The organism is Rhodoferax sp. GW822-FHT02A01 (assembly GCF_038784515.1).
Classification (GTDB): Bacteria; Pseudomonadota; Gammaproteobacteria; order Burkholderiales; family Burkholderiaceae_C; genus Allorhodoferax.
In genome coordinates this window covers 300,829-325,661 of the sequence record NZ_CP152376.1, presented here as the reverse complement: position 1 = coordinate 325,661, position 24,833 = coordinate 300,829, and the positions used below count along the sequence as shown (strand labels likewise).

General features: G+C 61.2%; 26 protein-coding genes and 1 riboswitch. Of the genes, 17 read left to right on the top strand and 9 right to left on the bottom strand.

From position 1 onward, the window contains the following. Nucleotides 1-26 precede the first annotated feature (26 nt). Both AAGF34_RS01480 and AAGF34_RS01475 read left to right on the top strand, forming a co-directional pair. The gene (locus tag AAGF34_RS01480) at nt 27-1,031 is read left to right on the top strand and encodes a sugar ABC transporter permease (RefSeq protein WP_342618864.1); all 1,005 of its coding nucleotides are present in this window, start codon (nt 27-29) and stop codon (nt 1,029-1,031) included. After that, the gene (locus AAGF34_RS01475; protein ID WP_342618863.1) at nt 1,028-2,206 is read left to right on the top strand and encodes a carbohydrate ABC transporter permease; all 1,179 of its coding nucleotides are present in this window, start codon (nt 1,028-1,030) and stop codon (nt 2,204-2,206) included. The genes AAGF34_RS01480 and AAGF34_RS01475 overlap by 4 nt, the downstream gene beginning before the upstream one ends. A gap of 22 nt (nt 2,207-2,228) precedes the next feature. Here the strand turns inward: AAGF34_RS01475 and AAGF34_RS01470 are convergent, their stop codons facing one another. Next, a complete protein-coding gene (locus AAGF34_RS01470; protein ID WP_342618862.1) occupies nt 2,229-3,560 on the bottom strand; it encodes a GH1 family beta-glucosidase in 1,332 nt (443 codons plus the stop codon). Between the two features lie 83 nt (nt 3,561-3,643). Between AAGF34_RS01470 and AAGF34_RS01465 the strand changes: the two genes are divergently transcribed. The 5 genes from AAGF34_RS01465 to AAGF34_RS01445 all read left to right on the top strand — a co-directional run bounded on the left by AAGF34_RS01465 (nt 3,644) and on the right by AAGF34_RS01445 (nt 9,789). Next, a complete protein-coding gene (locus tag AAGF34_RS01465) occupies nt 3,644-5,299 on the top strand; it encodes an alpha-glucosidase family protein (RefSeq protein WP_342618861.1) in 1,656 nt (551 codons plus the stop codon). Between the two features lie 24 nt (nt 5,300-5,323). Beyond that, nucleotides 5,324-6,337: a substrate-binding domain-containing protein gene (locus AAGF34_RS01460; RefSeq protein ID WP_342618860.1), complete on the top strand. Its 1,014-nt coding sequence runs from the start codon at nt 5,324-5,326 to the stop codon at nt 6,335-6,337. Between the two features lie 46 nt (nt 6,338-6,383). Then, nucleotides 6,384-6,473, top strand: a riboswitch (S-adenosyl-L-homocysteine riboswitch). 75 nt (nt 6,474-6,548) lie between these two features. Continuing rightward, nucleotides 6,549-8,003 (top strand): adenosylhomocysteinase, encoded by a 1,455-nt coding sequence (gene ahcY, locus AAGF34_RS01455; RefSeq protein ID WP_342618859.1) that lies wholly within the window; start codon nt 6,549-6,551, stop codon nt 8,001-8,003. Nucleotides 8,004-8,027: 24 nt separating this feature from the next. Further along, nucleotides 8,028-8,867 (top strand): TlyA family RNA methyltransferase, encoded by an 840-nt coding sequence (locus tag AAGF34_RS01450; RefSeq protein WP_342618858.1) that lies wholly within the window; start codon nt 8,028-8,030, stop codon nt 8,865-8,867. 40 nt (nt 8,868-8,907) lie between these two features. Then, nucleotides 8,908-9,789, top strand: a complete 882-nt coding sequence (locus tag AAGF34_RS01445) for a methylenetetrahydrofolate reductase (protein WP_342618857.1) — start codon at nt 8,908-8,910, stop codon at nt 9,787-9,789. 11 nt (nt 9,790-9,800) lie between these two features. Here AAGF34_RS01445 and rlmJ read toward each other — a convergent pair whose 3' ends face one another. Further along, a complete protein-coding gene (gene rlmJ / locus AAGF34_RS01440; protein WP_342618856.1) occupies nt 9,801-10,691 on the bottom strand; it encodes a 23S rRNA (adenine(2030)-N(6))-methyltransferase RlmJ in 891 nt (296 codons plus the stop codon). 241 nt (nt 10,692-10,932) lie between these two features. On the opposite strand from rlmJ, the gene rplM reads away from it, so the two are divergent. From rplM to erpA, 5 genes are all read left to right on the top strand, one after another. Beyond that, complete coding sequence (gene rplM / locus AAGF34_RS01435) at nt 10,933-11,403, top strand: 50S ribosomal protein L13 (RefSeq protein WP_342618855.1); 471 nt, start codon at nt 10,933-10,935, stop codon at nt 11,401-11,403. Continuing rightward, on the top strand, nt 11,400-11,792 hold the full coding sequence (gene rpsI / locus AAGF34_RS01430) for a 30S ribosomal protein S9 (protein WP_094477218.1): 393 nt from the start codon (nt 11,400-11,402) through the stop codon (nt 11,790-11,792). Before rplM ends, rpsI begins: the two co-directional genes overlap by 4 nt. Before the next feature lie 88 nt (nt 11,793-11,880). Then, entirely contained in the window at nt 11,881-12,609 is a 729-nt protein-coding gene (locus AAGF34_RS01425) for a DUF6776 family protein (RefSeq protein ID WP_342618854.1), read from the top strand. Between the two features lie 19 nt (nt 12,610-12,628). Then, nucleotides 12,629-13,024: a polymer-forming cytoskeletal protein gene (locus AAGF34_RS01420; protein ID WP_342618853.1), complete on the top strand. Its 396-nt coding sequence runs from the start codon at nt 12,629-12,631 to the stop codon at nt 13,022-13,024. Nucleotides 13,025-13,084: 60 nt separating this feature from the next. Continuing rightward, nucleotides 13,085-13,450, top strand: a complete 366-nt coding sequence (gene erpA / locus AAGF34_RS01415) for an iron-sulfur cluster insertion protein ErpA (RefSeq protein WP_342618852.1) — start codon at nt 13,085-13,087, stop codon at nt 13,448-13,450. Nucleotides 13,451-13,467: 17 nt separating this feature from the next. On the opposite strand, the gene AAGF34_RS01410 is transcribed toward erpA, so the two are convergent. Next, complete coding sequence (locus AAGF34_RS01410) at nt 13,468-14,583, bottom strand: anhydro-N-acetylmuramic acid kinase (RefSeq protein WP_342618851.1); 1,116 nt, start codon at nt 14,581-14,583, stop codon at nt 13,468-13,470. A 23-nt stretch (nt 14,584-14,606) separates the two neighbouring features. Continuing rightward, a complete protein-coding gene (locus tag AAGF34_RS01405) occupies nt 14,607-15,977 on the bottom strand; it encodes a M23 family metallopeptidase (protein WP_342618850.1) in 1,371 nt (456 codons plus the stop codon). A 122-nt stretch (nt 15,978-16,099) separates the two neighbouring features. On the opposite strand from AAGF34_RS01405, the gene tyrS reads away from it, so the two are divergent. Both tyrS and dtd read left to right on the top strand, forming a co-directional pair. Next, nucleotides 16,100-17,344 carry a tyrosine--tRNA ligase gene (gene tyrS, locus AAGF34_RS01400; protein WP_342618849.1) on the top strand — a complete coding sequence of 415 codons (1,245 nt, stop codon included), beginning with the start codon at nt 16,100-16,102 and terminating at the stop codon, nt 17,342-17,344. A gap of 8 nt (nt 17,345-17,352) precedes the next feature. Then, nucleotides 17,353-17,826 (top strand): D-aminoacyl-tRNA deacylase, encoded by a 474-nt coding sequence (dtd, locus tag AAGF34_RS01395; RefSeq protein ID WP_342618848.1) that lies wholly within the window; start codon nt 17,353-17,355, stop codon nt 17,824-17,826. Here dtd and AAGF34_RS01390 read toward each other — a convergent pair. The 3 genes from AAGF34_RS01390 to AAGF34_RS01380 are packed head-to-tail and all read right to left on the bottom strand — an operon-like array spanning nt 17,820 to nt 20,210. After that, nucleotides 17,820-18,743, bottom strand: coding sequence for a transglycosylase SLT domain-containing protein (locus AAGF34_RS01390; protein WP_342618847.1), 924 nt, complete (start codon nt 18,741-18,743; stop codon nt 17,820-17,822). The genes dtd and AAGF34_RS01390 overlap by 7 nt on opposite strands. A gap of 4 nt (nt 18,744-18,747) precedes the next feature. Then, nucleotides 18,748-19,200 (bottom strand): rRNA maturation RNase YbeY, encoded by a 453-nt coding sequence (gene ybeY, locus AAGF34_RS01385; protein WP_342618846.1) that lies wholly within the window; start codon nt 19,198-19,200, stop codon nt 18,748-18,750. Continuing rightward, nucleotides 19,197-20,210, bottom strand: a complete 1,014-nt coding sequence (locus tag AAGF34_RS01380) for a PhoH family protein (protein ID WP_342618845.1) — start codon at nt 20,208-20,210, stop codon at nt 19,197-19,199. Before AAGF34_RS01380 ends, ybeY begins: the two co-directional genes overlap by 4 nt. A 52-nt stretch (nt 20,211-20,262) precedes the next feature. Between AAGF34_RS01380 and ruvA the strand changes: the two genes are divergently transcribed. Then, on the top strand, nt 20,263-20,835 hold the full coding sequence (gene ruvA, locus AAGF34_RS01375) for a Holliday junction branch migration protein RuvA (RefSeq protein WP_342618844.1): 573 nt from the start codon (nt 20,263-20,265) through the stop codon (nt 20,833-20,835). Between the two features lies 1 nt (nt 20,836). Here ruvA and AAGF34_RS01370 read toward each other — a convergent pair whose 3' ends face one another. Beyond that, nucleotides 20,837-22,057, bottom strand: a complete 1,221-nt coding sequence (locus AAGF34_RS01370; protein ID WP_342618843.1) for a carbonic anhydrase family protein — start codon at nt 22,055-22,057, stop codon at nt 20,837-20,839. A gap of 168 nt (nt 22,058-22,225) precedes the next feature. Between AAGF34_RS01370 and ruvB the strand changes: the two genes are divergently transcribed. Both ruvB and AAGF34_RS01360 read left to right on the top strand, forming a co-directional pair. Beyond that, entirely contained in the window at nt 22,226-23,284 is a 1,059-nt protein-coding gene (ruvB, locus tag AAGF34_RS01365; RefSeq protein WP_342618842.1) for a Holliday junction branch migration DNA helicase RuvB, read from the top strand. A gap of 2 nt (nt 23,285-23,286) precedes the next feature. After that, a complete protein-coding gene (locus AAGF34_RS01360; protein WP_342618841.1) occupies nt 23,287-23,877 on the top strand; it encodes a 5-formyltetrahydrofolate cyclo-ligase in 591 nt (196 codons plus the stop codon). Here AAGF34_RS01360 and AAGF34_RS01355 read toward each other — a convergent pair. Further along, a complete protein-coding gene (locus tag AAGF34_RS01355) occupies nt 23,856-24,497 on the bottom strand; it encodes an MBL fold metallo-hydrolase (protein WP_342618840.1) in 642 nt (213 codons plus the stop codon). The genes AAGF34_RS01360 and AAGF34_RS01355 overlap by 22 nt on opposite strands. Between the last annotated feature and the right edge of the window lie 336 nt (nt 24,498-24,833).

The following is a 24,833-nucleotide window of genomic DNA, read 5'->3' as shown; positions in this document are numbered from 1 at the left end:
GAGTCCGTCAACGCGAGCTGACTGCCATGAATGAATCCCTAGTTCAAACGCTTACCGCCGTGGTGGTCAGCATCGCGTTCTGCCTGCTGTACTTTGCAGGCAGCAACCTGTTGCTCGACAGGCTGGTGGACGCAACGTCCGCCAGCAGAAATCGCAAGGAAGGGCTCAAGTCCGGCATACGGCCCTGGCTGTTTCTGGCGCCTGCCTTGCTGCTCCTGGCTGTCTATCTTTTCTACCCGTTGTTCGAGACCTTCCGTCTGAGCTTTTTTGATGCCACGGGCGAGACCTTTGTGGGTCTGTCCAACTACCAGTGGGTGTTTGTGGACCAGAACTTCCTGATCACCATACGCAACAACTTCATGTGGCTTCTGGTGGTGCCAGCCACCGCCACGGCGTTGGGCCTGGTGGTGGCGGTGCTGGCGGACCGCGTGTGGTGGGGCAACTTTGCCAAGTCCATGGTGTTCATGCCCATGGCCATCAGCTTTGTGGGCGCCAGCGTGATCTGGAAGTTCGTGTTCGACTTCAAGGGGCCGGATGCCGAGCAGATCGGCATTCTCAACGCCATCGTCATGGGGCTGGGCATGAAGCCGCAAGCCTGGGTGACGCTGCCGTTCTGGAACAACTTCTTCCTCATGGCCATCCTGATCTGGATACAGACCGGCTTTGCCATGGTGATTCTGTCGGCTGCTCTGCGCGGTGTGCCCACCGACACCATAGAGGCCGCCCGCATCGACGGCGCCAGCGGACTGCAGATATTTTTTGAAATCATGGTGCCGCAGGTGATGTCCACCATCGTGGTGGTGTGGACCACCATCACCATCACGGTACTCAAGGTGTTTGATGTGGTGATGGCCATGACCGGCGGCCAGTGGGATACCAGTGTGCTGGCCAACCTCATGTACGACTGGATGTTCCGTGGCGGCGGTGACTACGGCCGCAGCTCCACTCTGGCCATGGTCCTGATGTTTGCGGTGATCCCGGTGATGGCCTTCAACATCCGGCGCTTTCGCACCGAGGAGGCGCAGCGATGAAAAAGTATTTCTCCCTGCCATCCATCATGGCGCAGCTGCTGTTGCTGGTGATCGTGGCGCTCTGGGTCATGCCCACCTTCGGCTTGCTGGTTTCCAGCTTTCGGGAAAAGGACCAGCTGATCTCCAGCGGCTGGTGGACGGCAATGTCCACACAGAAGCGCGCCGACATGCGACGCACTGGCGGTGCGCAGAGCGTGGTGCAGGATGGCGACAAGTACGTCATCACCGGCCGCCTGTTTGCGCAGGATGCGCATGTGCACATCCGCAAGTTCTCCCTGCAATCCTCCAAACCCGACCGCTACGATGCAGGCAGCACGGTCGAAGTGGCAGACGGCCAGATATTTGACGAGGAGGACGGCAAACCCGACGGCACGTTGACGGTGGCCGCAGACAGCAGCTACCGGCTGGAACTGACGGCACCGTATGACAAGGACAAGGGCGTTCGTATCTTCTACGTGGCCGAGACACCACCCACCTTCAGCACCCAGAACTACTCCCGCGTGGTGGCATCCGAGGGCGTAGGCCAGGCATTCCTGAACACGTTTGAAGTCACCATCCCAGCTACGTTCATTCCCATACTGATTGCAGCGTTTGCCGCGTACGCCTTCAGCTGGATGGAGTTTCCCGGTCGCAAATGGCTGTTCATCGTGGTGGTCGGTCTGCTGGTGGTGCCGCTGCAGATGTCGCTCATTCCCCTGCTGCGCCTGTATAACGAGCTGGGGGCGGCGTTGGGCATTGAGTCCAAGTCCTTCCTGGGTGTGTGGTTGGCGCACTCTGCCTTTGGCTTGCCGCTGGCCATCTACCTGCTGCGCAACTACATCGCAGCGCTGCCGCGCGACATCATCGAGAGCGCGCGCATGGATGGCGCTTCCCACTACCAGATATTCACCAGCATTGTGCTGCCCCTGTCGCTGCCCGCGCTGGCGAGCTTTGCCATCTTCCAGTTCCTGTGGGTGTGGAACGATTTCCTGGTGGCCCTGGTGTTTCTGGGCAAGTCACCCGACCATGTGGTGCTGACCATCAAGCTCAACGATTTGCTGGGTTCCCGTGGTGAGAGTTGGGAAATCCTGACTGCCAGCGCCTTCGTGTCCATCGCCGTGCCGGTGGCGGTGTTCTTCTCGTTGCAACGCTTCTTTGTGCGGGGCTTGTTGTCCGGTTCGGTGAAGGGCGGCTAGGGATTTGAGCAAGCAGGGAGAGTCAGGCCTGAAGCAGGCGCTGCAGCATCAGCGCGCTGCGTTTCGGTGTACGTTTTTGGGTTTGGAAGTCAACATGCACGATGCCAAAGCGCTGGCTGTAACCCTGCGCCCATTCGAAGTTGTCCAGCAGGCTCCATACGTAGTAGCCGCGGATATCGGCGCCGTTGCGGATCAGCCCGGCCACCTGCTCCAGGTGCGTCTGCAGATAGTCGCAGCGCATGGTGTCGTTCACAGCACCATCCGTCACACCGGTGTTGTCCGCTGCCCCGTTCTCGGTGATCCACAGTGCGGGCAACGGCCATTGGTGCAGCAGGTTCTGCACGACGCGGGTCAAACCCTCCGGATAGATTTCCCAGCCGATGTCGGTCAGTGGCTTGGGTGCGGTCGGCGTAACAAACGCGTAGCCGCGCTCGACATCGCGACCACCCGCTGGCGCCTGGGCAATGGTGCGGGTGTAGTAGTTCAGGCCCATGAAGTCCATGGGTTGCGCGCAGATGGCCAGATCGCCTTCCTTGCGCGTGGCATTCAGCGCGTCAATCTGCTGCAAGAGTTCTTGCGGCCATTCACGGCCAAAGAGCGGATTCAGAAAGCAGTCGTTGCGTTCCAGCTCGGCCAGGCGCGCGGCCTGTACGTCTTCGGGGCGGCTGCTGGCAGGGTCGCTCAACTCCGGGTTGAGCACGATGCCCAGCGAGGTGTCGGTGCGTACCGCGCGCCAGGCCTGCAGGCCCAGACCATGGGCCAGCATCAGATGGTGGGCTGCCACCAGCGACTGCGCCCGGTCTTGTACGCCCGGTGCAAACACGCCCAGGTCGTGTCCCAGAAAGGCGCTGCACCAGGGCTCGTTGAGCGTGGCCACGCGGGGCAGGCGGTCACCCAGGTGGCGTGCCACCAGGTCGGCATATTCGGCAAAGCGGTATGCCGTGTCGCGGTTCAGCCAGCCACCTTCCAAATGGGCCGGCAAGTCCCAATGGAACAGCGTGGCGTTGGGCGTGATCTGGTGCTTCTCCAGCGCATCGAGCAGACGTTTGTAGAAGTCCAGGCCGGCCGGGTTCAGGCTGTTGTCCTGGCGCGTGATGCGCGTCCATGCAATCGAAAAGCGGTAGTGCTTGAAACCCAGGTTGGCGATCAACTGCACGTCTTCGGCCAAGCGGTGGTAGTGGTCGCAGGCGACACTGCCGTCACTCGCGTCCAGGATGCGGCCGGGCTGCGCGCAGAAGGAATCCCAGATGCTGGGCACTTTGCCATCAACCGTGCTCGCCCCCTCGATCTGGAAGGCCGAGGTGGCGCAGCCCCATTCAAAACGTGCAGGCGACAGCAGCGGGTCCAAAGTCATTCGATTCGTCCTCAAGGTTTGCGGGCTTCATTGTCCTGTGAATTCTCCTCAATCAAATTTCATTTTTCAAAGGTGTAGTAACAATGCAGTTACAAAAAGCTCCCAACGACAACTGGTGGCGCGGTGGCGTGATTTACCAGATATACCCACGCAGCTTCGCGGACAGCAATGGCGACGGAATCGGTGACCTGCCGGGCATCACCGCGCATCTGGACTATGTGGCCAGTCTGGGTGTGGATGGCATCTGGCTGTCGCCATTCTTCAAAAGCCCCATGAAGGACTTTGGCTATGACATCAGCGACTACTGCGCGGTAGATCCCATGTTTGGTAGCCTGGCCGACTTCAAGGCGCTGGTGGATCGTGCCCATGCTCTGGGCCTGAAGGTCATGATCGACCAGGTGCTCTCGCACAGCTCGGACCAGCACCCCTGGTTTGTGGAAAGCCGCTCCAGCAAGACCAACTCCAAGGCCGACTGGTACATCTGGGCCGATGCCAAGGACGATGGCAACCCGCCCAACAACTGGCTGTCCATTTTCGGCGGCAGTGCATGGCAATGGGACACGCGCCGCTGCCAGTACTACATGCACAACTTCCTGACCAGCCAGCCGGACCTGAACTTCCACAACCCCGAGGTGCAGAGCGCGCTGTTGGAAACCGTGAAGTTCTGGCTGGATCTGGGTGTTGATGGTTACCGGCTGGATACCGTGAACTTCTATGTGCACGACGCCCAGTTGCGCAACAACCCGCCACGCGGTCGCCCGGTGAGTGAAGACGCTGCGGTGAGTGCTGTCAATCCCTACGGCTGGCAATGGCACAAGTATGACAAGAGCCAGCCCGAGAACCTGGAGTTCCTGCGCAAGTTGCGCACTCTGCTGGACCAATACCCCAACACCACCATGGTGGGTGAAATCGGCGACGACGATGGCCTGGCCCGTCTGGCCGAGTACACGCGTGGTGGCGACAAGTTGCATATGGCGTATTGCTTTGATCTCTTGGGAACGGAGCACTCCTCCAGCTTTCTCCATACCTTTCTCAGCCGCTTCGGACGCATCTCGGAAGGGGGCTGGCCCTGCTGGGCGCTGTCCAACCACGATGTGCCGCGTTACGCCACGCGCTGGGGTGGAGCCACGCCGGACGTGGCCCTGCTGAAACTCGCAGTGGCCATGCAGACCAGCTTGCGCGGATCATCCTGCATCTACCAGGGAGACGAGCTGGGATTGCCCGAGGCGCAGATTGCCTTCGAAGATCTGCAGGACCCCTATGGCATCACCATGTGGCCCGAGTTCAAGGGCCGTGACGGTTGCCGCACACCTATGCCCTGGAACAGCGCGGCAGCCGACCTGGGCTTTTCGCCCGCTGGCAAGGCCACCGCAAAGCCATGGCTCCCGGTGGCAGAGACCCATCGCAATCTGGCCGTGGACAAGCAGGATGCGGCCTCGGGTTCATTGCTGCATTTCTATCGCCACCTGCTGCGCTGGCGCAAGACCCAGCCGGCACTGTTGGATGGCGACATGCAGTTGCTGGACGTGCATCCGCAGGTGTTCGCCTTTGTGCGCTCCACCGACACACAGCGTCTGCTGTGCGTGTTCAACTTCAGCGACAGGCCCGCAAGCTATGCATTGCCCGAAGGCTGCAAAATTGCCCGGATACTGCAAGACAGCAAACTGGGCGGCGCAACATGGAATGCACCCAACCTGGAGTTGGCGCCGTGGGGTGGCCTGTTTGCGCAACTGGAATGAGCATTGGATAACCAACATACCCGCATGAACATCAAAAGCCTTGCCAAGGAACTGGGGCTTTCCACGTCCACCGTTAGCCGTGCCCTGAACGGCTACCAGGACGTCAACGCCCAGACCCGGCAACGCGTGGAAGAGGCCGCCAAGGCCATGGGCTACCGCGCCAATGCGGGCGCACGCAGGCTGGTGCGCGGTAGCACCGAGGCTGTGGGCATTGTGTATTCCGCCGGCGTGGAGTACCTGGGCAATCCGCAGTTTCTGGACATGGCCGGTGGTTTGGCCGAGCGGCTGCATACCGACCACTATGACCTGATGCTGGCGGTGGCCGGAGATGAGCAGGATCTGGATATTTACGATCGCCTGTTTCGCGGCGGGCGCGTAGATGCGGTGGTGTTGCCCAACACCCGCGTGCAGGACCCGCGGGTGACCTACCTGCGCAAGCAGGGTTATCCTTTTCTGGCCTATGGCCGTACGGGGGATTGCGGCGACTTTTCCTGGTTCGACTTCGACAATGAAGAAGGCAGCAGGCAGGCAGTGCAGCATCTGAACGGCCTGGGGCATACCGACATCGCCTATGTGCATTCGCCCTTGGAATTGAATTTTGCGATGCAGCGCCATACCGGCTTCATGCGGGGCATGGCACAAGCTGGCTTGTCTTTCGACCCCGCCTGGCTCTCAGGGCCTGCCGTGGATCGCCGCGGCGGACGGGCTGCTGTGCAGGCGCTGATGGGGCTGGCCCATCCGCCTACAGCCATCGTGGTGGACAACAACCTGGGCGGCATCGGCGTGATGCGGGGCCTGATGGACATGGGGGTCACTCTGGGCAAGGAAGTGTCTGTGGTGGTGCACGGCGTGATTCCTGCCGATTCGCTACTGGCTGGGCTGGACGCCACCATGGTGACCCAGCCTACCGCGCACAACACCGGAACCACCATGGCCGAAATGGTGCTGCAGGTGTTGCGTGACCCTCTCGCCGGGCCCTATCAGGTTCTGCGCCAGCCCGAGCTGGTGGCGGGTCAGACAACCGGCCCCAGAGACTGAAAACTGCTTACCGGGTCAAGCCCCGCCGCATGCGCCTATAATTGCGGCTTCCGAGGAGCGTTGCAGTTCACGCAAAGTGAATGAGGCTCGGACCCGGTGGCCCTTCTGGCTGCTGTCTCAACGGCGCTCACCCACTGCATTTGCCGGGTGAGCTCCCTCCCAGAGTTTTCCCTGCGTTCAGTGGCTTTCAAATTAACTTTTGGAGTGAACCATGAGCGTTACCAAGCCTGCCAAGACCGAAGATTTCAAGATTGCCGACCTGAGCCTGGCTCAGTGGGGTCGCAAAGAGCTGACCATTGCCGAGACCGAAATGCCTGGCCTGATGGCCATCCGTGAGGAGTTCTCCAAGTCGCAACCGCTCAAGGGCGCGCGCATCACGGGCTCCCTGCACATGACCATCCAGACCGGCGTGCTGGTGGAAACACTGCAAGCCCTGGGCGCCGAAGTGCGCTGGGCTTCCTGCAATATCTTCTCTACCCAAGACCACGCAGCTGCTGCACTGGTTGCCAAGGGAACGCCCGTGTTTGCCTACAAGGGCGAAACCCTGGTCGACTACTGGGACTACACCCACCGCATTTTTGAATTCGGCCCCAAGGGTTCCAAGACCGAAGGCCCGAACATGATTCTGGACGACGGCGGCGATGCAACCCTGCTGATGCACCTGGGCGCCAAGGCCGAGAAGGACATCAAGGTCCTGGCCAAGCCCGGCAGCGAAGAAGAGATCTGCCTGTTCAACGCCATCAAGGCCAAGCTGAAGGTAGACCCCACCTGGTACAGCCGTCGCCTGAAGAACATCATCGGTGTCACCGAAGAAACCACTACCGGCGTGATGCGCCTGGAAGAAATGGCCGCCAAGGGCTCCCTGGCATTCCGCGCCATCAACGTGAACGACTCGGTGACCAAGAGCAAGTTCGACAACCTGTACGGCTGCCGTGAATCGCTGGTGGATGCCATCAAGCGCGCGACCGACGTGATGATTGCCGGCAAGGTAGCCTGCGTCGTGGGATACGGTGACGTGGGCAAGGGCTCCGCCCAGGCCCTGCGCGCCTTGTCTGCCCAGGTGTGGGTGACCGAAATCGACCCCATCAACGCCCTGCAAGCCGCCATGGAAGGCTACAAGGTCGTGACCGTGGAATACGCTGCCGACAAGGCCGACATCTTTGTGACCTGCACCGGCAACAAGGACGTCATCACCTACAAGCACATGGCGGCCATGAAGGACCAGGCCATCGTCTGCAACATCGGTCACTTCGACAACGAAATCGACGTCGCCTCCCTGGAAAAGCTCAAGTGGGAAGAGATCAAGCCCCAGGTGGATCATGTGATTTTCCCTGCTACCAAGGGCAAGAACGGCAAGCCTGAAAAGCGCATCATCCTGTTGGCCAAGGGCCGCTTGGTGAACCTGGGCTGCGGCACCGGTCACCCCAGCTTCGTGATGTCGTCCAGCTTCGCCAACCAGACCATTGCGCAGATCGAACTCTTCACCAAGCCCAAGGAATACAAGGTTGGCAAGGTGTACGTATTGCCCAAGCATCTGGACGAGAAGGTCGCCCGTTTGCATCTGAAGAAGGTGGGCGCCATGCTGACCGAGCTGACCGACGCGCAAGCCGCCTATATTGGCGTGAGCAAGTCCGGTCCGTACAAGAAAGAAACCTACCGCTATTAAGCGCAGGTCTTCTTAGCAAACCTTATGCGAATAGACCAACTGCTGGTGCAGCGGGGGCTGGCCAGCACCCGCTCACAGGCACAACGGCTGATTGCCAATGGTGTCGAGTGGCGCCAGGGTGAGAGCTGGAAGCGTGTCGTCAAGAACGGTGACGAGTTGCCCGAAGGTGCCGAAGTGCGCCTGCTGGACGACTCCGAGGCGCGCTACGTGTCGCGTGGCGGGCTCAAGCTCGAAGCTGCGCTGAAAACAGTCGGTCTGTCGGTCAAAGGGTTTGCCTGCCTGGATGTCGGTCAATCGACCGGAGGGTTTACGGATTGTCTGCTGCAGCAGGGTGCCAAGTCGGTGGTTGGTGTGGATGTGGGCAGTGCCCAGTTGCATCCCGCACTGCGTACCGATCCGCGCGTGCTGTGCGTGGAAAAGGTGAATGCGCGTGCGCTCACGGCCGAGGATTTGATCCAGGCTTACGAAGACAGCACGGGCGAGGATGGCCAGTTTGAAGAGGACGAAGATGCTGACGCAGACGGCGTGGATGATGCCGTGTCGGAATTTGCGCCGGAGTTCGACCTGATCGTGGCCGATCTGTCCTTTATTTCCCAAACCCTGGTCCTGCCAGCCATCGTGCCTCTGCTCAAGCCCGGTGGTACTTTGTTGACCCTGGTGAAACCCCAGTTTGAGTTGCAGCCCGGCCAAGTCGGCAAGGGCGGCATTGTCAAAGATCCAGCCATGTACGTCATCGTGGAGCAGCGTTTGCGTGAAGCGTGCGCCGCTCTGGGTTTGACTGTTACCGCGTGGTTCGACTCGCCCATTGAAGGCGGCGACGGCAACCGCGAGTTTTTTATTTGCGCCACCCACGTGGCTGAATGAAACCCGGCATGGCAGCATGCTGTGCCCGGTGAGGTAGGAGATGGTTATGACCGCGAACAAGCGCGTTCCCCTGAGCCTGGAGTTCTTCCCGGCCAAGAGTCCCGAAGTGGCGGCCAAGATGGCCGGCATCCGCAAGGACTTGTATGTTTTGAATCCCGAGTTCTGCTCTGTGACCTTTGGTGCCGGTGGCACCACGCAGGAAGGCACGTTCAGCACGCTGCGCGAAATGGTGTCCGAAGGCATGGCCGCTGCTTCGCATCTGTCCTGCATTGGTGCCAGCAAGGCGTCCGTTCGCGAACAGCTGGCCCAGCTCAAGGCCATGGGCGTGAAGCGCATCGTGGCCTTGCGTGGCGACCTGCCCAGTGGTTACGGCATTGCCGGAGACTTTCGCCATGGCAGCGACCTGGTGCGCTTTATCCGCGAGGAAACGGGCGACTTCTTCTCGGTGGAGGTGGCAGCCTATCCGGAGGTGCATCCCCAGGCCAAATCACCCGCCGCCGACCTGGAAGCGTTCGTGATCAAGGCCCAGGCCGGTGCCAATTCGGCCATCACGCAGTACTTCTTCAATGCCGATGCGTACTTTCGTTTCCGCGACGAGGTCAGCGCCAGAGGCGTGGAAATTCCACTGATCCCGGGCATCATGCCGATCACCAATGCCACGCAGCTCATGCGTTTCTCGGATGGCTGTGGAGCAGAGATACCTCGCTGGATCCGCATGCGGCTGCAAAGCTACGGGGAGGATCTGGCATCCATACGCGCCTTCGGGCTGGATGTGGTGGCCGACCTGTGCAGTCGCCTGCTGGACGGTGGCGTGTCCGCACTGCACTTCTACACCATGAACCAGAGTGCGCCGGTGCTGGCCTTGTGTTCCTGCCTGGGATTGGTACCCGCCCAGGCTGCTTCAGTCCGCGCCGCAGCCTGAGAGGGGACTGCCTAGCCGCCGCTTTCCAGTGTGAAGGCGGCGTGCTGGTCCTGTCCCAGTGCCTTGACCAGTTGGGGCAGGGCGTCCTTGAGCAAGGCTTTGAGGGTGTGCGGCGGGTTGATCAGGAACATGCCACTGGCCGGCAGGCCTGGGCGTACCACTTCGCCTTCGGCATCCTGCGTCAGTTTGCTGTTCTTGACCGTCAGGGTGGCGCCCAGCCAGCTCTTGCCATATTTGTTGGCCAGGGTCTTGAGCTTCTTGGGAACGTCATGCGCTTCCGGGCGCGGAATGATGGGATACCAGACGGCATAGGTTCCCGTGGGGAAGCGCTGCATGGCATCCACTACCATGGCCTGCACCCGAGCGTAGTCGTTCTTGAGCTCGTAGCTGGGGTCGCACAGAACCAGAGCCCGGCGCGATGGTGGTGGCAGGAATTTCTTCAGGCCTTCAAAGCCATCTTCGCGCAGGATGGTGACCTGGCGTCCGGCCTCCAGCTGGGCGATATTGGCCGTCAACGTCTTGGTATCGGTGGGGTGCAGCTCAAACAGCTTGAGCTTGTCGCGCCCGTGCAACAGGCTTTGGATAATGAACGGTGAACCTGGATACACGCTCCAGGTGCCGCCTGCGTTGAAACCCGCCACCATCTCGATGTAATCCTGGATGGCGGGGGCAAAAGGTTGCTCCGCCTTGCTGGCAACCAGCTTCAGGAAGCCTTCGGCAGCCTCGGCGCTGGTCTTGGCAAAATCCCCGTCCAGACGGTACAAACCGGCCCCCGCATGGGTGTCGAACACATTGAGTGCCGTGTCTTTTTGGGTCATGTAACGCATGACGGCCAGCAAAACAATGTGTTTGAGCACATCGGCGTGGTTTCCTGCGTGGAAGGCGTGGCGGTAGCTGAACATGGCCTGATGGTAACGCTTCCCGCATAAAAGTTCCCCAAAAGCTGATCAACTTTCATATAATGGCGGGCTTCGCAGCGAATTTGTGGTTCCGCGGCGAAGGTGTCATGGCCCTGCTGCAAGGCTGATCCTGGCAAAACCCACCTAAGAGATTCCCCGCTGGATGCCGCAAGGCGGACGGTACAAGAAGGAACACCGACCGTGGAAAAGAGCCCGCCAAACCAACTTTTCTAAAGAGATTCTCATGTCAACTTTCAGCGCAAAACCCGCTGAGGTCGTGCACGAGTGGTTTGTGATTGACGCGACCGACAAGGTCCTCGGACGAGTAGCCAGCGAAGTTGCTCTCCGTTTGCGCGGCAAACACAAGGCCATTTACACGCCTCACGTAGATACCGGTGACTTCATCGTCATCATCAACGCATCCCAGTTGCGTGTCACCGGCGCCAAGCCGATCGACAAGGTGTACTACCGTCACTCTGGTTACCCCGGCGGCATCACTGCCACCAACTTCCGCGACATGCAAGCCAAGCACCCCGGCCGCGCTTTGGAAAAAGCCGTCAAGGGCATGCTGCCCAAGGGACCCCTGGGCTACGCCATGATCAAGAAGCTCAAGGTCTACGGTGGTGCAGAGCATCCCCATACCGCCCAGCAACCCAAGGTTCTGGAAATCCCCGGTATTTCTGCCAACGCAGTGAAGAGAGAGGCCGCCAAATGATCGGTGAATGGAACAATGGCACCGGCCGTCGCAAGTCCAGCGTCGCCCGCGTGTTTCTGAAAAAAGGCTCCGGCCAAATCGTGGTGAACGGCAAGGCCATCGAAAAATTCTTCGGTCGCGCTACTTCCATCATGATCTGCAAGCAGCCCCTGCTGTTGACCAACCACGCTGAAACCTTTGACATCATGGTCAATGTGGCTGGTGGTGGTGAGTCCGGTCAGGCTGGTGCAACTCGCCATGGCATTACCCGTGCTCTGATCGATTACGACGCTACCCTCAAGCCCGTCCTGAGCCAGGCTGGCTTCGTGACCCGCGATGCACGTGAAGTCGAACGTAAGAAGGTCGGTTTCCACGGCGCTCGCCGTCGCAAGCAGTTCTCCAAGCGCTAAGCACTCGCTTATTGCTGGCAATTGCCAAAGCCGCTGGAATGCAAGTTTCAGCGGCTTTTTTCATGGTGCCTGCTAGACTGCGGCCTCCATGAAACTGCGCCTGTTTCTTCGCCGACTCACCATCAGCGCGCCTCGCATGGCTGTGCGAAGCGCCTTGCCTTGGCCTTTCCGCTGGGCGGTGGCAGCGATTGTTCTGGGGTTCTGTGCTGCGATCGGGCTTTGGGCGTTCGAGTTTGGCAAGGACATTGCGGGACTGGACCATGGCGCCAAAGCGGAACTGGTCGTCCTGCGCTCTCAAATGGCGAGGTTGCGCGAAGAGCTGGCTAGGCTGCAGGAGGAGCGAGACAAAGCCCAACTGATTGCCAACACCGCGGGCACGCTGGTAAACGTGGGCAAAGCTTCCGAGGAGAAGCTGCTGGAGCAGGTCAAGCAGATGCAGACTGAAAACCAGTCTTTGCGCGACGACCTGGGTTTTTTCGAGAAACTCATTCCTTCCACCGGCGCGGAAGGCGTGGCCATCCGGGGGCTTCAGGCGGAAATCCAAAATGGCAAGGACCTGAAATGGCAGGCGCTGGTCATTCAGTCCGGCAAGAATGTTGCGGAGTTCAGTGGCCGTCTGGAGCTGACCTTTAGTGGCACCCTGGGTGGCAAGCCTTGGGTAACCAATCTGCCCGGTGGTTCGCAAAGCTTTACCGTCCGACAATACGGGCGCCTGCAGGGCGCTCTGGAAGTGCCTGCACAAGTCGTTGTCAAGAGTGTGGTGGCGCGGGTGCTGGAAGGCAATGCGCTGCGTGCCACGCAGACCCTGAAGATGTAGATACCCCACGAGGTGAACCATGTTCAACAAGAAGAAGCAGCCCCCTATCAAAAGCCTGATCGCCCAGGGAAGCCGCATTGCGGGCAATATTTTCTTCAGCGAAGGGCTTCGCATTGACGGCGAGGTCAGCGGAGACGTCCAGGCCGACACCGGCCAGCCCAGCCTGCTGGTGATATCGGAGATGGCCAGGATTGAAGGGGCCGTCACCGCCGACCACATCATCCTGAACGGCACGGTCCGCGGACCGGTCCATGCCCGCCAATTGCTTGAACTGCAGCCCAAATCCCGTATCGAAGGTGACGTGCACTATGCTGCGCTGGAAATGCATCTGGGCGCCCTGATCGCGGGTCAGCTGTGTCCGCTGCTCGAAGGCGAGGAAAAGCCCGCACTGAAACTAGCGGCAAATAACCCTTGAAAGAATTCCCGAGCTTTTTTGTGTAGTATTGCGGTATTGCAGAACTGACAGGAGTCCCCCATGAGCGCCGTTGCCGAAAATGTACAGACCGAAATGCCCGCCCCCATTCTCTTTACGGATAGCGCGGCGGCCAAGGTTGCTGACCTGATTGCCGAGGAGGGCAACCCCGAACTGAAATTGCGCGTATTCGTGCAGGGTGGTGGCTGTTCCGGCTTCCAGTACGGCTTCACCTTTGACGAAATCACCAACGAAGACGACACCACCATGACCAAGAATGGTGTGTCCTTGCTGATTGACGCCATGAGCTACCAGTACCTGGTAGGTGCCGAGATCGACTACAAGGAAGACTTGCAGGGTGCCCAGTTCGTCATCAAGAACCCCAATGCCACCACAACGTGTGGTTGCGGCTCTTCCTTCTCGACCTGAAAGTTACACCTCGCCTGTCAGGCGGGGTAGATTGCACCCAGGATGCGGGCGCCTCTGGCGCCCGTAACACTTTGGACGCTCCCAGTCTGGCGCTCCAAGCACTGGCGGGCCAACCAGGCAAAGGCGGTTGCCTCAACCTGCAACGGTGGCAGCCCGTGCACGGCAGAACTGGCTACGTCACAACCGGGAAGCAGAGCCCGCAGCCTGGACATGAGGTGGGTATTGAGGGCGCCGCCACCGCAAACAATCAGCCGCTTGCAGTCTGGTGCCTGCTTCAGCAGGCTGTCGGCACACGCCTGCGCGGTCAGTTCCGTCAGGGTTGCTTGTACATCCTGGGCAGACACGTGGGCAAATGACTGCAAATGCGCTTGCAGCCAAGGGCCGTTGAACAAATCGCGCCCCGTGCTCTTGGGCGCCGGCAATGCAAGAAAGGGCTCGCTCAACAGACTCTGCAGCAATCCGGCATGCACCGTACCGGCTGCCGCCCAGCGGCCCTCTGCGTCAAAAGCCTGTCTGGTGTGGGTTTGGCTCCAGGCGTCCATCAGCGCATTTCCGGGGCCGCAATCAAAACCGATGAGACTTCCGGCGCCGCTGGCATTGAGCAACGAGAGGTTGGAGATGCCGCCAATGTTGAGTACCGCCGTTACGCCTGGAAGCTGGCCAAATAGCGCTTGATGAAACGGCGGGACCAGCGGCGCACCCTGGCCACCGGCGGCCACGTCCCGGCTGCGGAAATCGGCGACCACATCCATGCCGCACAGTTCGGCCAAAAGACCGGGCTGGTTCAGTTGCAAGGTATAGCCGGTGCCATCGAACTGCTGTGGTCGGTGGCGCACGGTCTGCCCATGCGCACCTACGGCGCGCACCTGCGCAGGTTGGGTTCCGGTGGTTTCCAGAAGCCGTTTCACAACCAAGGCATAGACCCGAGCCAATTCGTTGGCGGCCAATGCGGCGCGGTGCAACTCATCCGGTCCGGAGGTGTTGAGCTGCAACAGTTCTGCCCGGAACCGGTCGTCAAAACCTTGGGTGGCGTGGCTCAGGACGCGCGGCTGCACCGAAGAAAAATCCACCAGAACACCGTCCACGCCATCCAGCGAAGTGCCCGACATCAGGCCGATGTAGAGGTCGGACATGACCACCTTGCGCTTGCGCAGACCTATTCGATGCTGGTCAGCTGCGTCTGACGGGCTGCTGCCAGAGCGTCACGCGCTTGGGCGGCCGCCTTGTCGAATAGCGGCCTCATGGCAGTGGCCAAGGGCTGTGTGTCGTTGCGTCGGGCGATGGTTTGCGGGTCTTGGTACACGCCGTTCACCCGGTACTCGAAGTGCAAATGAGGTCCAGTTGCCCAGCCCGTCATGCCCACCAGACCAATGGTCTGGCTCTGCGCAACGGACTGACCCACGCGCACATTGATGCGACTCAAATGGGCGTAGACCGTGCTGATCTGGCCCTGGTGCTTGATCTTCACCACATTGCCGTAACCGTTCTGCACGCCGGCAAACTCCACGACGCCGTCGCCGACGCTGCGCACCGGCGTACCAACGGCAGCGGCGTAGTCCACGCCCAGATGGGCCTTCCAGACCTGCAGAATGGGGTGAAAGCGCATCTTGAAACCGCTGGTAATGCGCGAGAACTCCATGGGCGAAGCCAGGAACGCGCGTTTCAGGCTTTCACCGGCCAAGGTGTAGTAGCCGCCTTTGTGCACGCCACGAACGGCGGATTCGGGGTCTTCAAACCACATGGCTTGGTAGGACTTGCCTCCGTTGACGAACTCGGTGCTGAGCACCCGTCCGGCGCGCAGCGGTTCGCCATCGCCTTCAAGCGTCTCGTACACGACGGAAAACCGGTCGCCCTTGCGCAGGGCGCGGTGGAAGTCGATGTCGCCGGAGAAGATGTCGGCCAGCTGGTTGGCCACGGAATCGGGGATCCGGGCTTCGTCCGTGGCTGCAAACAGGTTGGTAGAGATGACGCCGCTAGCCATGCGCGAAGAGGCGACCAGGGGCAGGGTTTCCAGGCGCGAGGTAAAGCCCGTGTCTGTCTTTTCCACCGTAAGGCGTTTGAAAGTGCCATCTTCATCCGGACTCCAGCGGGCTTGTAGCTTGAGCAGGCCGTTGCTTCCGCTCGCCTCTGCCGTCACCGCACGGCCTACGCGGCCCAACAGATTCTTTTGCACCAACGGATTGGTGCGCAAAAAGGCGGCCGCCTGGGGGTCAAAAATCCCCACACGCTTGAGCAGCGTTTCGGCCGTGTCGGTGGAGCGGGTGAAGTCCGAGCGGTACAGCTTCAGCGCCTGGTTCTGAATGGCGTCAATCTGCTGGTCCAGCAGCGGCGTAGCCAGCGATTCGGTGATGTTGTGAACGGGGAGGTCCGATGCGTCTGGAGCCAGATTGGCTACGGCATATGTCAATCCGGTTCCAGTCAGCAGAAAGGCGGTGAAGACGGCAGCGATTCGTTTGGGGTGGCGTGACAGCAGTGCAGCAGCGTCGGCCCACAGCTCTTTCACAGTGCGTTCGATGGCGCGTATCAAGTTAGGTGCTCCAGGGGGGCATGGCAAGGGCGACTAAAATCCAGTCGCAAGTCCCTTGCACGTTGCAGGACTGACTCCGCAGTATAGCGGCCACTGGCCGACCGGTCCGCCTGAAAACCCTTATGAATCAAGCCTCAAACTCCCATATTGTGATATCTGACGTTGTTCGAGCGGCCCTGGCGGTGACGCTGCGTGGTTGCGAAGAGCTCATTCCCCAGGATGATTGGGTCAAGAAGCTGATCAGATCCGAGTCGACGGGCAAGCCGCTGCGCATCAAGCTGGGGCTGGACCCCACTGCGCCGGACATCCACATCGGACACACGGTGGTGCTCAACAAGATGCGCCAGTTGCAGGATCTTGGCCACACGGTCATTTTCCTGATTGGTGACTTCACCAGCATGATTGGTGACCCTTCGGGCCGCAACAGCACGCGCCCGCCGCTCACAGCCGAACAGATCAAGGTCAACGCCGAGACCTACTACAAGCAGGCCAGTCTGGTGCTGGATCCGAGCAAGACCGAGATCCGCTACAACAGTGAGTGGAGCGATCCGCTGGGCGCCCGCGGCATGATCCAGCTGGCATCGCGCTACACCGTGGCGCGCATGATGGAACGCAATGACTTCCACCAGCGCTACACCGCCGGCACGCCCATCGCCGTGCACGAGTTCCTGTACCCGTTGATGCAAGGCAATGACAGCGTGGCGCTCAAGAGCGACCTGGAGCTGGGGGGCACCGACCAGAAGTTCAACCTGCTGATGGGTCGCCATCTGCAGGCCGAGTACGGTCAGGAGCCGCAGTGCATTCTGACCATGCCGCTGCTGGAGGGAACGGACGGCGTGGACAAGATGTCCAAGAGCAAGAACAACTACATCGGCATTTCCGAAGAGCCCAACACCATGTTTGCCAAGGTGCTGAGTATTTCCGATGTGCTGATGTGGAAGTGGTACACGCTGTTGAGCTTCCAGTCCGAGGCAGCCATTGCCAAGCTCAAGGCCGAGGTGGAAGCGGGCCGCAATCCCAAGGACGCCAAGGTGGCGCTGGCCAAGGAAATCACCGCGCGCTTTCACTCGGCAGCCGCGGCCGAAGCCGCCGAGCAGGACTTCATCAACCGCAGCAAGGGCGGCATTCCGGACGAGATTCAGGAAATCAGCCTGCCATTGGGCGAGGGCGGTGCTGCCGTGGGCATCGGTGCGCTGCTCAAGTCCGCGGGGCTTGCGGCCTCCAGCGGTGAAGGCAATCGCCTAATAGACGGCGGTGGTGTGCGTATCGACAGCAATGTGGTGAGCGACAAGGGCCTCAAGCTTTCTGCCGGCACCTATGTGCTGCAGGTGGGCAAGCGCAAGTTCGCCCGCGTCACGCTGTCGTAACACACTGCATGCTGGCTCTGGTACAGCGCGTCAGTCGCGCCAAGGTCACCGTGGAGGGCGAAATTGTCGGCGAGATCGGGCGTGGCTTTCTGGTGCTGGTGTGCGCCGAGCAGGGGGACACCACCACGGAGGCGGACAAGCTGCTGGCCAAGCTGCTGAAGCTGCGCGTGTTCGGCGACGCCCAAGGCAAGATGAACCTGAGCATCCAGAACATCGACGGCCAGGGCACCCAGGGCGGCTTGCTGATCGTGAGCCAGTTCACCCTGGCGGCCGACCTACGCGGCGGCAACCGTCCGAGTTTTACCAACGCAGCGGCTCCGGATCTGGGGCGCCAGCTGTTTGACCACTTTGTGGCTCAGGCACGGGCGGCGCATCCCATCGTGCAGACCGGCCGCTTTGCAACCGAGATGGCTGTCGAGCTGGTGAATGACGGCCCTATCACCATCCCCATGCGGATAGAGCCCGCAGCCACTCCTCAGTAACGGATGAGCTTGCCCAGAATGGGCGAGACCTTGCCAGCCTTGTCGTCGAATGGATGTGTGGCCTTGCCATACAGGGCGATCACCTTCTGCACATAGGCCCTGGTTTCCTTGAAGGGCGGAATGCCCTTGTACCGGTCCACCACACCTTCGCCGGAGTTGTAGGCCGCCAGTGCCAGCTTCAGGTCCCCCTGGTAGTACGACAGCAGCCAGCGCACATAGCTCAGGCCGGCCCGGATGTTCTGCGTCGCGTTGTAGGCGCTCTGCACATTGAAGCGCTCGGCCGTGGCCGGAATCAGCTGCATCAGACCCATGGCCGATTTGGGTGAGGTGGCCGTCGTCTCGAAGTTGGACTCGGCGGCGATGATGCTCAGGATCAGGCGCGGGTCCACCGCGTTCCAGCGCGCCTGGGTGCCCACCAGATCGATGATCCAGCGTCGGTTCCTGGGCAGATCGTCCAGGTGCTTGTCAATGCCAGCGACGAGTGCATCCGTGGCGCCAGGTCTGGAGCCCCTGGGCGGTGCAGAAGCCTGCATCACGCAGTCGGGCAGGGTGTTGCTGGTCATGCGGATGGTGTCGAGCATGGCGAGGGCCAGTGCATGCCCCTGATTGGCGGCTAGCGAGAACAGTGACGCAGCCAATTCCTGGCTCTCGGGTACGCCGCGACCGAAGGCGAACAGCATGCCCAGGCGGAACTGGGCCTCGGTGCTCCCCATCCGGGACGCCGTGCAATAGCGATTGGCTGCCTGCCACATGCCTTCATAGGTATCCGGGTTTTGCTCGTCCTCCTGCGCCTTTTGAAGGAGCAGGGCGACTGCAGGCGGCAATTGCGTGGCGTCGCTGTCTGGTGACGCTGCACACACGGCGCTGCCCCAGCCCAGAACCAAAAGCCACACGCAGGTGCGGGCCAGCATGTGCATGGCGTCAATAAGGGTTCTTGAAACCCAGGCCGCTCAGTATGTCGATTTCACGGGCTTCCATGGCTTCAGCATCGGCTTTGGAGGTTTCGTGGTCCCAGCCCTGGGCGTGCAGTGTGCCGTGCACGATCAGGTGGGCATAGTGGGCCTGCAATGTCTTGCCTTGCTCCTTGGCCTCCTTGGCGACCACCGGCGCGCACAGCACCAGATCGGCAGTGACCAGGGGCGCCTGGGTGTAGTCAAAGGTCAGCACGTTGGTGGCGTAGTCTTTCTTGCGAAAGTCACGGTTTAAGGCCTGGCCTTCTTCAGCATCGACGATGCGCACCGTGATCTCGGCGTCAGCATCCAGCGCATGGCGGATCCAGCGTATGACCTTGTGGCGCGGCAGTGCGGCGCGGTGGCGTGCGGCGTAGGCGATATCGCCGAACTGCAGCGAGAGTGAAAGCGAATGCAACATCAACGCACCTTGGGCGAACGGGTTTTGGGCAGGCCGACGCGAGGCGCCTCAGGCGCGGGCTCCGGCACGGCGATGGGCGGCAGGTCGCTCAGCCGCGCAGCGTCGTAGGCGTCCACGATGCGCGCAACCAGCGGGTGGCGCACGATGTCAGCACTGGTGAGACGGGTAATGGCAATGCCCGGCACACGGCGCAAGATGCGCTCCGCTTCCACCAACCCGCTCAGCTGCGCCTTGGGCAGATCGATCTGGGTCAGATCGCCGGTGATGACAGTCTTGGTGCCAAATCCTACCCGCGTCAGAAACATCTTCATCTGCTCGGGCGTGGTGTTCTGCGCCTCGTCCAGAATCACAAAGGCGTTGTTGAGCGTACGCCCGCGCATGAAGGCCAAGGGCGCAATTTCCAGCGCCTGGCGCTCAAACGCCTTGTGCACCTGGTCATAGCCCATGAGGTCATAGAGCGCGTCATAAAGCGGGCGCAGGTAGGGGTCTACCTTCTGATTCAAGTCGCCGGGCAGAAAACCCAGCCGCTCACCCGCCTCAACAGCCGGGCGCGTCAGCACAATGCGCTGCACTGCGCTGCGTTGCAGGGCGTCCACCGCGGCGGCCACGGCGAGATAGGTCTTGCCGGTGCCTGCCGGGCCGATGCCGAAGGTGATGTCGAACTCGGCAATGTTGTCCAGGTACAAGGCCTGGTTTTGCGTACGCGGCTTGAGGTCGGCACGGCGCGTGGACAGGGTAGGGCCTGCCGCCGCTTCCGCCGAACCGTCGCCCGCCAGCATGAGCTGCACCGTGGCCGGGGCAATCGGACGCGAGGCGATTTCGTAGAGCGCCTGCAGCATGTCCATGGCGCGCTGGGCTTTGGCCTTGGCGCCCTCCACCTTGAATTGCTCATGGCGGTGCGCAATGCGCACGTCCAGGGCAATCTCAATGGTGCGCAGGTGTTCGTCGGTGGGGCCGCACAAGTGCGACAGGCGGGTGTTGTTCAGCGGGGTGAACAGGTGTCTGAGAATCAAGCTGATAATTCCTGAAGGCAATAGAACCAAGTAACCCCATGATAGGCACAAAATGATTGGCAAGCTCACCGGCATCCTCAGCGACAAGAATCCGCCCCAGGTCATCGTGGACTGCGGCGGCGTGGGCTACGAGGTGCAAGTACCCATGAGCACGTTCTACAACCTGCCCGCAGCTGGCGAAAAAGTCAGCTTGCTGACCCACTTCGTGGTGCGCGAGGATGCGCAAATCCTGTACGGCTTTGGCTCCAGCGCCGAGCGCGAAGCGTTTCGTGAACTCATCAAGATTTCCGGTGTCGGCCCGCGCACGGCGCTGTCGGTGCTTTCGGGCATGGGCGTGGCCGATCTGGCACAGGCCGTGACCTTGCAAGAGGTGGGGCGCCTGATCAAGGTGCCCGGCATCGGCAAGAAGACCGCAGAGCGCCTGTTGCTGGAACTCAAGGGCAAGCTGGGCGCCGACATCGGTGCACCGGCGGGCGGCTCCAGCGGCGCGCAGGGCGACATCCTGCAGGCATTGCTGGCACTGGGCTACAGCGACAAGGAAGCAGCAGCGGCCCTCAAGGCACTGCCGGCCGATGTGGGCGTGAGCGACGGCATCAAGCTGGCGCTGCGCGCGCTGGCCAAATAGACTATTTGGCTTCGCGCACCGGGCGACCGTTGAGCGGTTGCACCGGCCGGGCATTGAGCGGGAACAGCTGGCTGAACACCCGGAACTGCGCCGGGCTCAGGCGCAGCGGCTGCTTCAAAACCATCCACAGCACGCCCTCGGTGCAGGGTGGCGTAGTCAGTGAGCCGATGAACTGGTAGTAGCGCTGGTCGGTGGGCAGCAGCTTGTTCATGTCGATCAGACCCTCTGGAACGCCCACCCGGTCATTGGTGTCCAGCGGCAAATAGGTCCAGACGGTGTCGATCAGCGGGTTGGGTTCGCCTTGCTCCAGCAGTACGGCAACCACGGCCAATTGCCCAGCGTCATTCTTATGCACCAGGTGCGCCACCATGGCATAGCGCTTGGCGTTGATCATCTCTTCCGACGGCGTGTGGAAGTGGAACTGCAGCAGCTTGTAGGTGGAGCCGCGCACGGTGATGGAGTTTTCGCCCTCCACATCCACTTGGATGGTGTGTCCGTTGTTGACCACGGTACCGCGGCTGGGTGTGTAGATGAAGCGGATGGGCTCGGCCGGGCCGAGCAGGGTGGCGTCATCGCGAATGGCGATGGGGGATTGGCGCTTTCCAATGGCACACAGGTTGAACTCGGGCTTGAGCTTGCCCCAGTTCTGCGGGCCGTTTTCGCCTTCGTAGGACCAGTGCACCTCGCCGCCATGGCCTTCTGCCGCTGCGCCGTGGGCAACTGGCTGTTCGCCATTGGCCAGCGCCATGGCCCGCGCCCGGATGTACTGGCGGCTGTCGCCGCTGGGTTCTGCCGCTGATTTTGTGGAGGAGCTTCGCTTGGTGCCGGTGTTGGTCAGGGTGATGCGCTTGTTGGCATCCTCGGGCTTCTTGCTGGGCGTGCCAATGGCTGAGAGCGCCTGCTTGAGCTGGCGGACCGACTCGCTTCCGGCGGGCGCTTCGGGTTCGGCTGGGGCCGCATGCTCTGTGGTCGGTGCGGCCGGCGTGAGTTTGCCGCTGACCGCTGGGGCAGAGGATGCTGCTGCCGCTTCCTTGGCTACCGGCTTTTCGACCTTCCGGTTCTTGTTGAGCGGCAGCTCGATCAGCTCAATCTTTTCTATCTTCTCAACCTTCTCCTCGGCGTGGACAAGGCCAGCAGACCACAGGCCCAGCAACAACCCACTGGCGAACAGCAGGTTCAGCGCAAGACGTTGGGCAATGGCAGGACGGGTCTTTGTATTCATTGTGGTCTTTGGAGCCGCATGGACATGTACCGTACAGGTCCAACTTCTGGAGGCGTTTGTCCACAGTATCGGCGCAAATCCTGTCCAACTTGAGTTTGCCTACCGGGTAGGGCGCCACGCGCTATAGTGGGTCCCGACGCCCGTCCCCCCTTTTTTGCGAATGATCCTGTGAGTATCCAGACCGACGATTTTTCTGCCGCACCGCCTTTGCGCATGGTGTCGGCCGCCCCGACTTCGCCCCAGGAAGAGGCGATTGAACGCGCCCTGCGCCCCAAGCTGCTGGACGAGTACGTGGGGCAAGCCAAGGTGCGCGAACAGTTGGAAATCTTCATAGGCGCGGCCAAGATGCGCTCCGAGGCGCTGGACCATGTGCTGCTGTTCGGCCCACCGGGCCTGGGCAAGACCACGCTGTCGCACATCATTGCCCACGAGCTGGGCGTCAACCTGCGCCAGACCAGTGGGCCTGTGCTGGAAAAGCCCAAGGACCTGGCCGCGCTGCTGACCAACCTGGAAAAGAACGACGTACTGTTCATCGATGAAATCCACCGCCTCTCGCCCGTGGTGGAGGAAATCCTCTACCCCGCGCTGGAGGACTACAAGATCGACATCATGATCGGCGAAGGGCCAGCTGCCCGCTCCATCAAGCTCGATTTGCAACCCTTCACCTTGGTGGGCGCCACCACCCGTGCCGGCATGCTGACCAATCCGCTGCGTGACCGCTTCGGCATCGTGGCGCGGCTGGAGTTCTACACCTCGCAGGAGCTGCAGCGCATCGTGACGCGCAGCGCCGGTTTGCTGAACGTGCCCATGGACGAAGAGGGCGGCTTCGAAATTGCCCGCCGCTCGCGCGGCACGCCGCGCATTGCCAACCGCCTGCTGCGCCGCGTGCGCGACTATGCCGACGTCAAGGGCAAGGGCACCATCACGCTGGACATTGCCAACCGCGCACTCGCCATGCTGGACGTGGACCCGCAGGGCTTTGACCTGATGGACCGCAAACTGTTGGAGGCGGTGATCCACCGCTTTGATGGCGGCCCGGTGGGGCTGGACAACATTGCCGCCAGCATCGGTGAAGAGCGCGAAACCATTGAAGACGTGATCGAGCCTTACCTGATCCAGCAAGGCTTTTTGCAGCGCACGCCGCGTGGACGCATTGCCACGCTGGCAGCCTACCGCCATCTGGGCGTGGCCGCACCTCAGCGCGATGGCGAACTGCCTCTGCTGTGACCATGGCGCCCGAAGACATCAAGGCTTGGAAGGCCGCCACGCGCAAGGAGCTGATTGCCAGGCGCATGGCCGTGTCGGACGCGGATCGCAAGGCCTGGAACGCCGCCATCACCCAGCTTCTGATCGACGGCTTCCCCCAGCTCACCGGCATGACCATAGGCCTGTATTGGCCCTACCAGGGGGAGTTTGACCCGCGGTTTGCGGTACACCACTTCCGCGACCTTGGCGCCACTGCCGCGCTGCCCGAGGTGGTGCGCAAGGCCGAGCCGCTGCGCTTTCGCGCCTGGTGGCCCGGTGTGGCCATGACTACTGGTGTGTACGACATTCCCGTGCCCGATGGCACCGACGTGGTGACCCCGCAGGCGCTCATCATGCCGCCGGTGGGCTTTGATGCGGCGGGCTACCGCCTGGGTTACGGCGGTGGTTTTTATGACCGCACGCTGGCCAGCATCCAACCCAGGCCGCTCACCATCGGCGTGGCCTACGAGCTCTCACGCCTGGACACCATCCACCCGCAGGACTTTGACCTGCCCATGGACTACGTGGTGACCGAGCGCGGCATCTTCCCGACTCAAACCCCGTCAGCAACATAAGGGTTGCTGCGTCGCTCGCGGCCAAAGGTGCTCTCCGGGCCGTGGCCGGGGACGAACACCGTGTCGCTGCCCATGGGCCAGAGGCGCTCGCGGATGCTGGCAATCAGCGCATCGTGATCGCCTTGCGGAAAGTCGGTACGGCCAATCGAGCCAGCAAACAGCACGTCACCCACAAACGCGCGCTTGGCCTCGGCTGAGTAGAACACCACATGCCCCGGCGTGTGGCCCGGACAGTGCCGCACCTGCAGCGTGCTGTTGCCAATGGTGACCGTGTCGCCATCCACCAGCCAGCGCGTGGGCGTGAATACCTCGGCATGCGGAAAGCCGAACATCTTGCCCTGCTGCGCCAGCCCGTCAATCCAGAACTGGTCGCCCTTGTGCGGCCCGATGATGGGCAGGGACAACTGACGCGCCAGCTCTGCCGTGCCACCGGCATGGTCGATGTGGGCGTGCGTGAGCCAGATCTGCTCCAGCTTAAGGTCCAGGCGCTTTACCTCGGCCAGGATGCGTGGCAAATCGCCTCCGGGGTCTATGACCGCTGCAGAGCGGGTCTGGTCGCACCAGACCAGCGAGCAGTTCTGTTGAAAGGGCGTGACGGGAATCGTTTGGTATTGCAGCATGGAGAAACCTGCGAAACCAATAGCAACGCAAGGAAGTGGGTGGAATCAAAGGTATCTTAAGACAAGAGCGTGGCAGGGTATTCAAGGCACGTGCGTCTGCGCACGCAGTGCGCTGGCAAACAGACTCCTTGTGTCCTTCGGTCCAAAGTTCAAGCAGCGAATCAATGTGACCGCTTGTAACTGAAGGACCTTTTTTATGAAATACGCAATTCCATCGGCAGCTCTCATTTTGCTGCTGGGCTTAGGAGCATGTAATGGCCCCCCGGGACCTCGAGGTGCGACCGGCAATACCGGGAATACAGGCAACACGGGCAATGCTGGCGGGCAGGGAGCAAC

Coding starts and splice junctions, on each gene's coding strand:
- AAGF34_RS01480 (WP_342618864.1), top strand. CDS start 27: ATGAATGAATCCCTAGTTCAAACGCTTACCGCCGTGGTGGTCAGCATC.
- AAGF34_RS01475 (WP_342618863.1), top strand. CDS start 1,028: ATGAAAAAGTATTTCTCCCTGCCATCCATCATGGCGCAGCTGCTGTTG.
- AAGF34_RS01470 (WP_342618862.1), bottom strand. CDS start 3,560: ATGACTTTGGACCCGCTGCTGTCGCCTGCACGTTTTGAATGGGGCTGC.
- AAGF34_RS01465 (WP_342618861.1), top strand. CDS start 3,644: ATGCAGTTACAAAAAGCTCCCAACGACAACTGGTGGCGCGGTGGCGTG.
- AAGF34_RS01460 (WP_342618860.1), top strand. CDS start 5,324: ATGAACATCAAAAGCCTTGCCAAGGAACTGGGGCTTTCCACGTCCACC.
- ahcY (WP_342618859.1), top strand. CDS start 6,549: ATGAGCGTTACCAAGCCTGCCAAGACCGAAGATTTCAAGATTGCCGAC.
- AAGF34_RS01450 (WP_342618858.1), top strand. CDS start 8,028: ATGCGAATAGACCAACTGCTGGTGCAGCGGGGGCTGGCCAGCACCCGC.
- AAGF34_RS01445 (WP_342618857.1), top strand. CDS start 8,908: ATGGTTATGACCGCGAACAAGCGCGTTCCCCTGAGCCTGGAGTTCTTC.
- rlmJ (WP_342618856.1), bottom strand. CDS start 10,691: ATGTTCAGCTACCGCCACGCCTTCCACGCAGGAAACCACGCCGATGTG.
- rplM (WP_342618855.1), top strand. CDS start 10,933: ATGTCAACTTTCAGCGCAAAACCCGCTGAGGTCGTGCACGAGTGGTTT.
- rpsI (WP_094477218.1), top strand. CDS start 11,400: ATGATCGGTGAATGGAACAATGGCACCGGCCGTCGCAAGTCCAGCGTC.
- AAGF34_RS01425 (WP_342618854.1), top strand. CDS start 11,881: ATGAAACTGCGCCTGTTTCTTCGCCGACTCACCATCAGCGCGCCTCGC.
- AAGF34_RS01420 (WP_342618853.1), top strand. CDS start 12,629: ATGTTCAACAAGAAGAAGCAGCCCCCTATCAAAAGCCTGATCGCCCAG.
- erpA (WP_342618852.1), top strand. CDS start 13,085: ATGAGCGCCGTTGCCGAAAATGTACAGACCGAAATGCCCGCCCCCATT.
- AAGF34_RS01410 (WP_342618851.1), bottom strand. CDS start 14,583: ATGTCCGACCTCTACATCGGCCTGATGTCGGGCACTTCGCTGGATGGC.
- tyrS (WP_342618849.1), top strand. CDS start 16,100: ATGAATCAAGCCTCAAACTCCCATATTGTGATATCTGACGTTGTTCGA.
- dtd (WP_342618848.1), top strand. CDS start 17,353: ATGCTGGCTCTGGTACAGCGCGTCAGTCGCGCCAAGGTCACCGTGGAG.
- AAGF34_RS01390 (WP_342618847.1), bottom strand. CDS start 18,743: ATGCACATGCTGGCCCGCACCTGCGTGTGGCTTTTGGTTCTGGGCTGG.
- ruvA (WP_342618844.1), top strand. CDS start 20,263: ATGATTGGCAAGCTCACCGGCATCCTCAGCGACAAGAATCCGCCCCAG.
- AAGF34_RS01370 (WP_342618843.1), bottom strand. CDS start 22,057: ATGAATACAAAGACCCGTCCTGCCATTGCCCAACGTCTTGCGCTGAAC.
- AAGF34_RS01360 (WP_342618841.1), top strand. CDS start 23,287: ATGGCGCCCGAAGACATCAAGGCTTGGAAGGCCGCCACGCGCAAGGAG.
- AAGF34_RS01355 (WP_342618840.1), bottom strand. CDS start 24,497: ATGCTGCAATACCAAACGATTCCCGTCACGCCCTTTCAACAGAACTGC.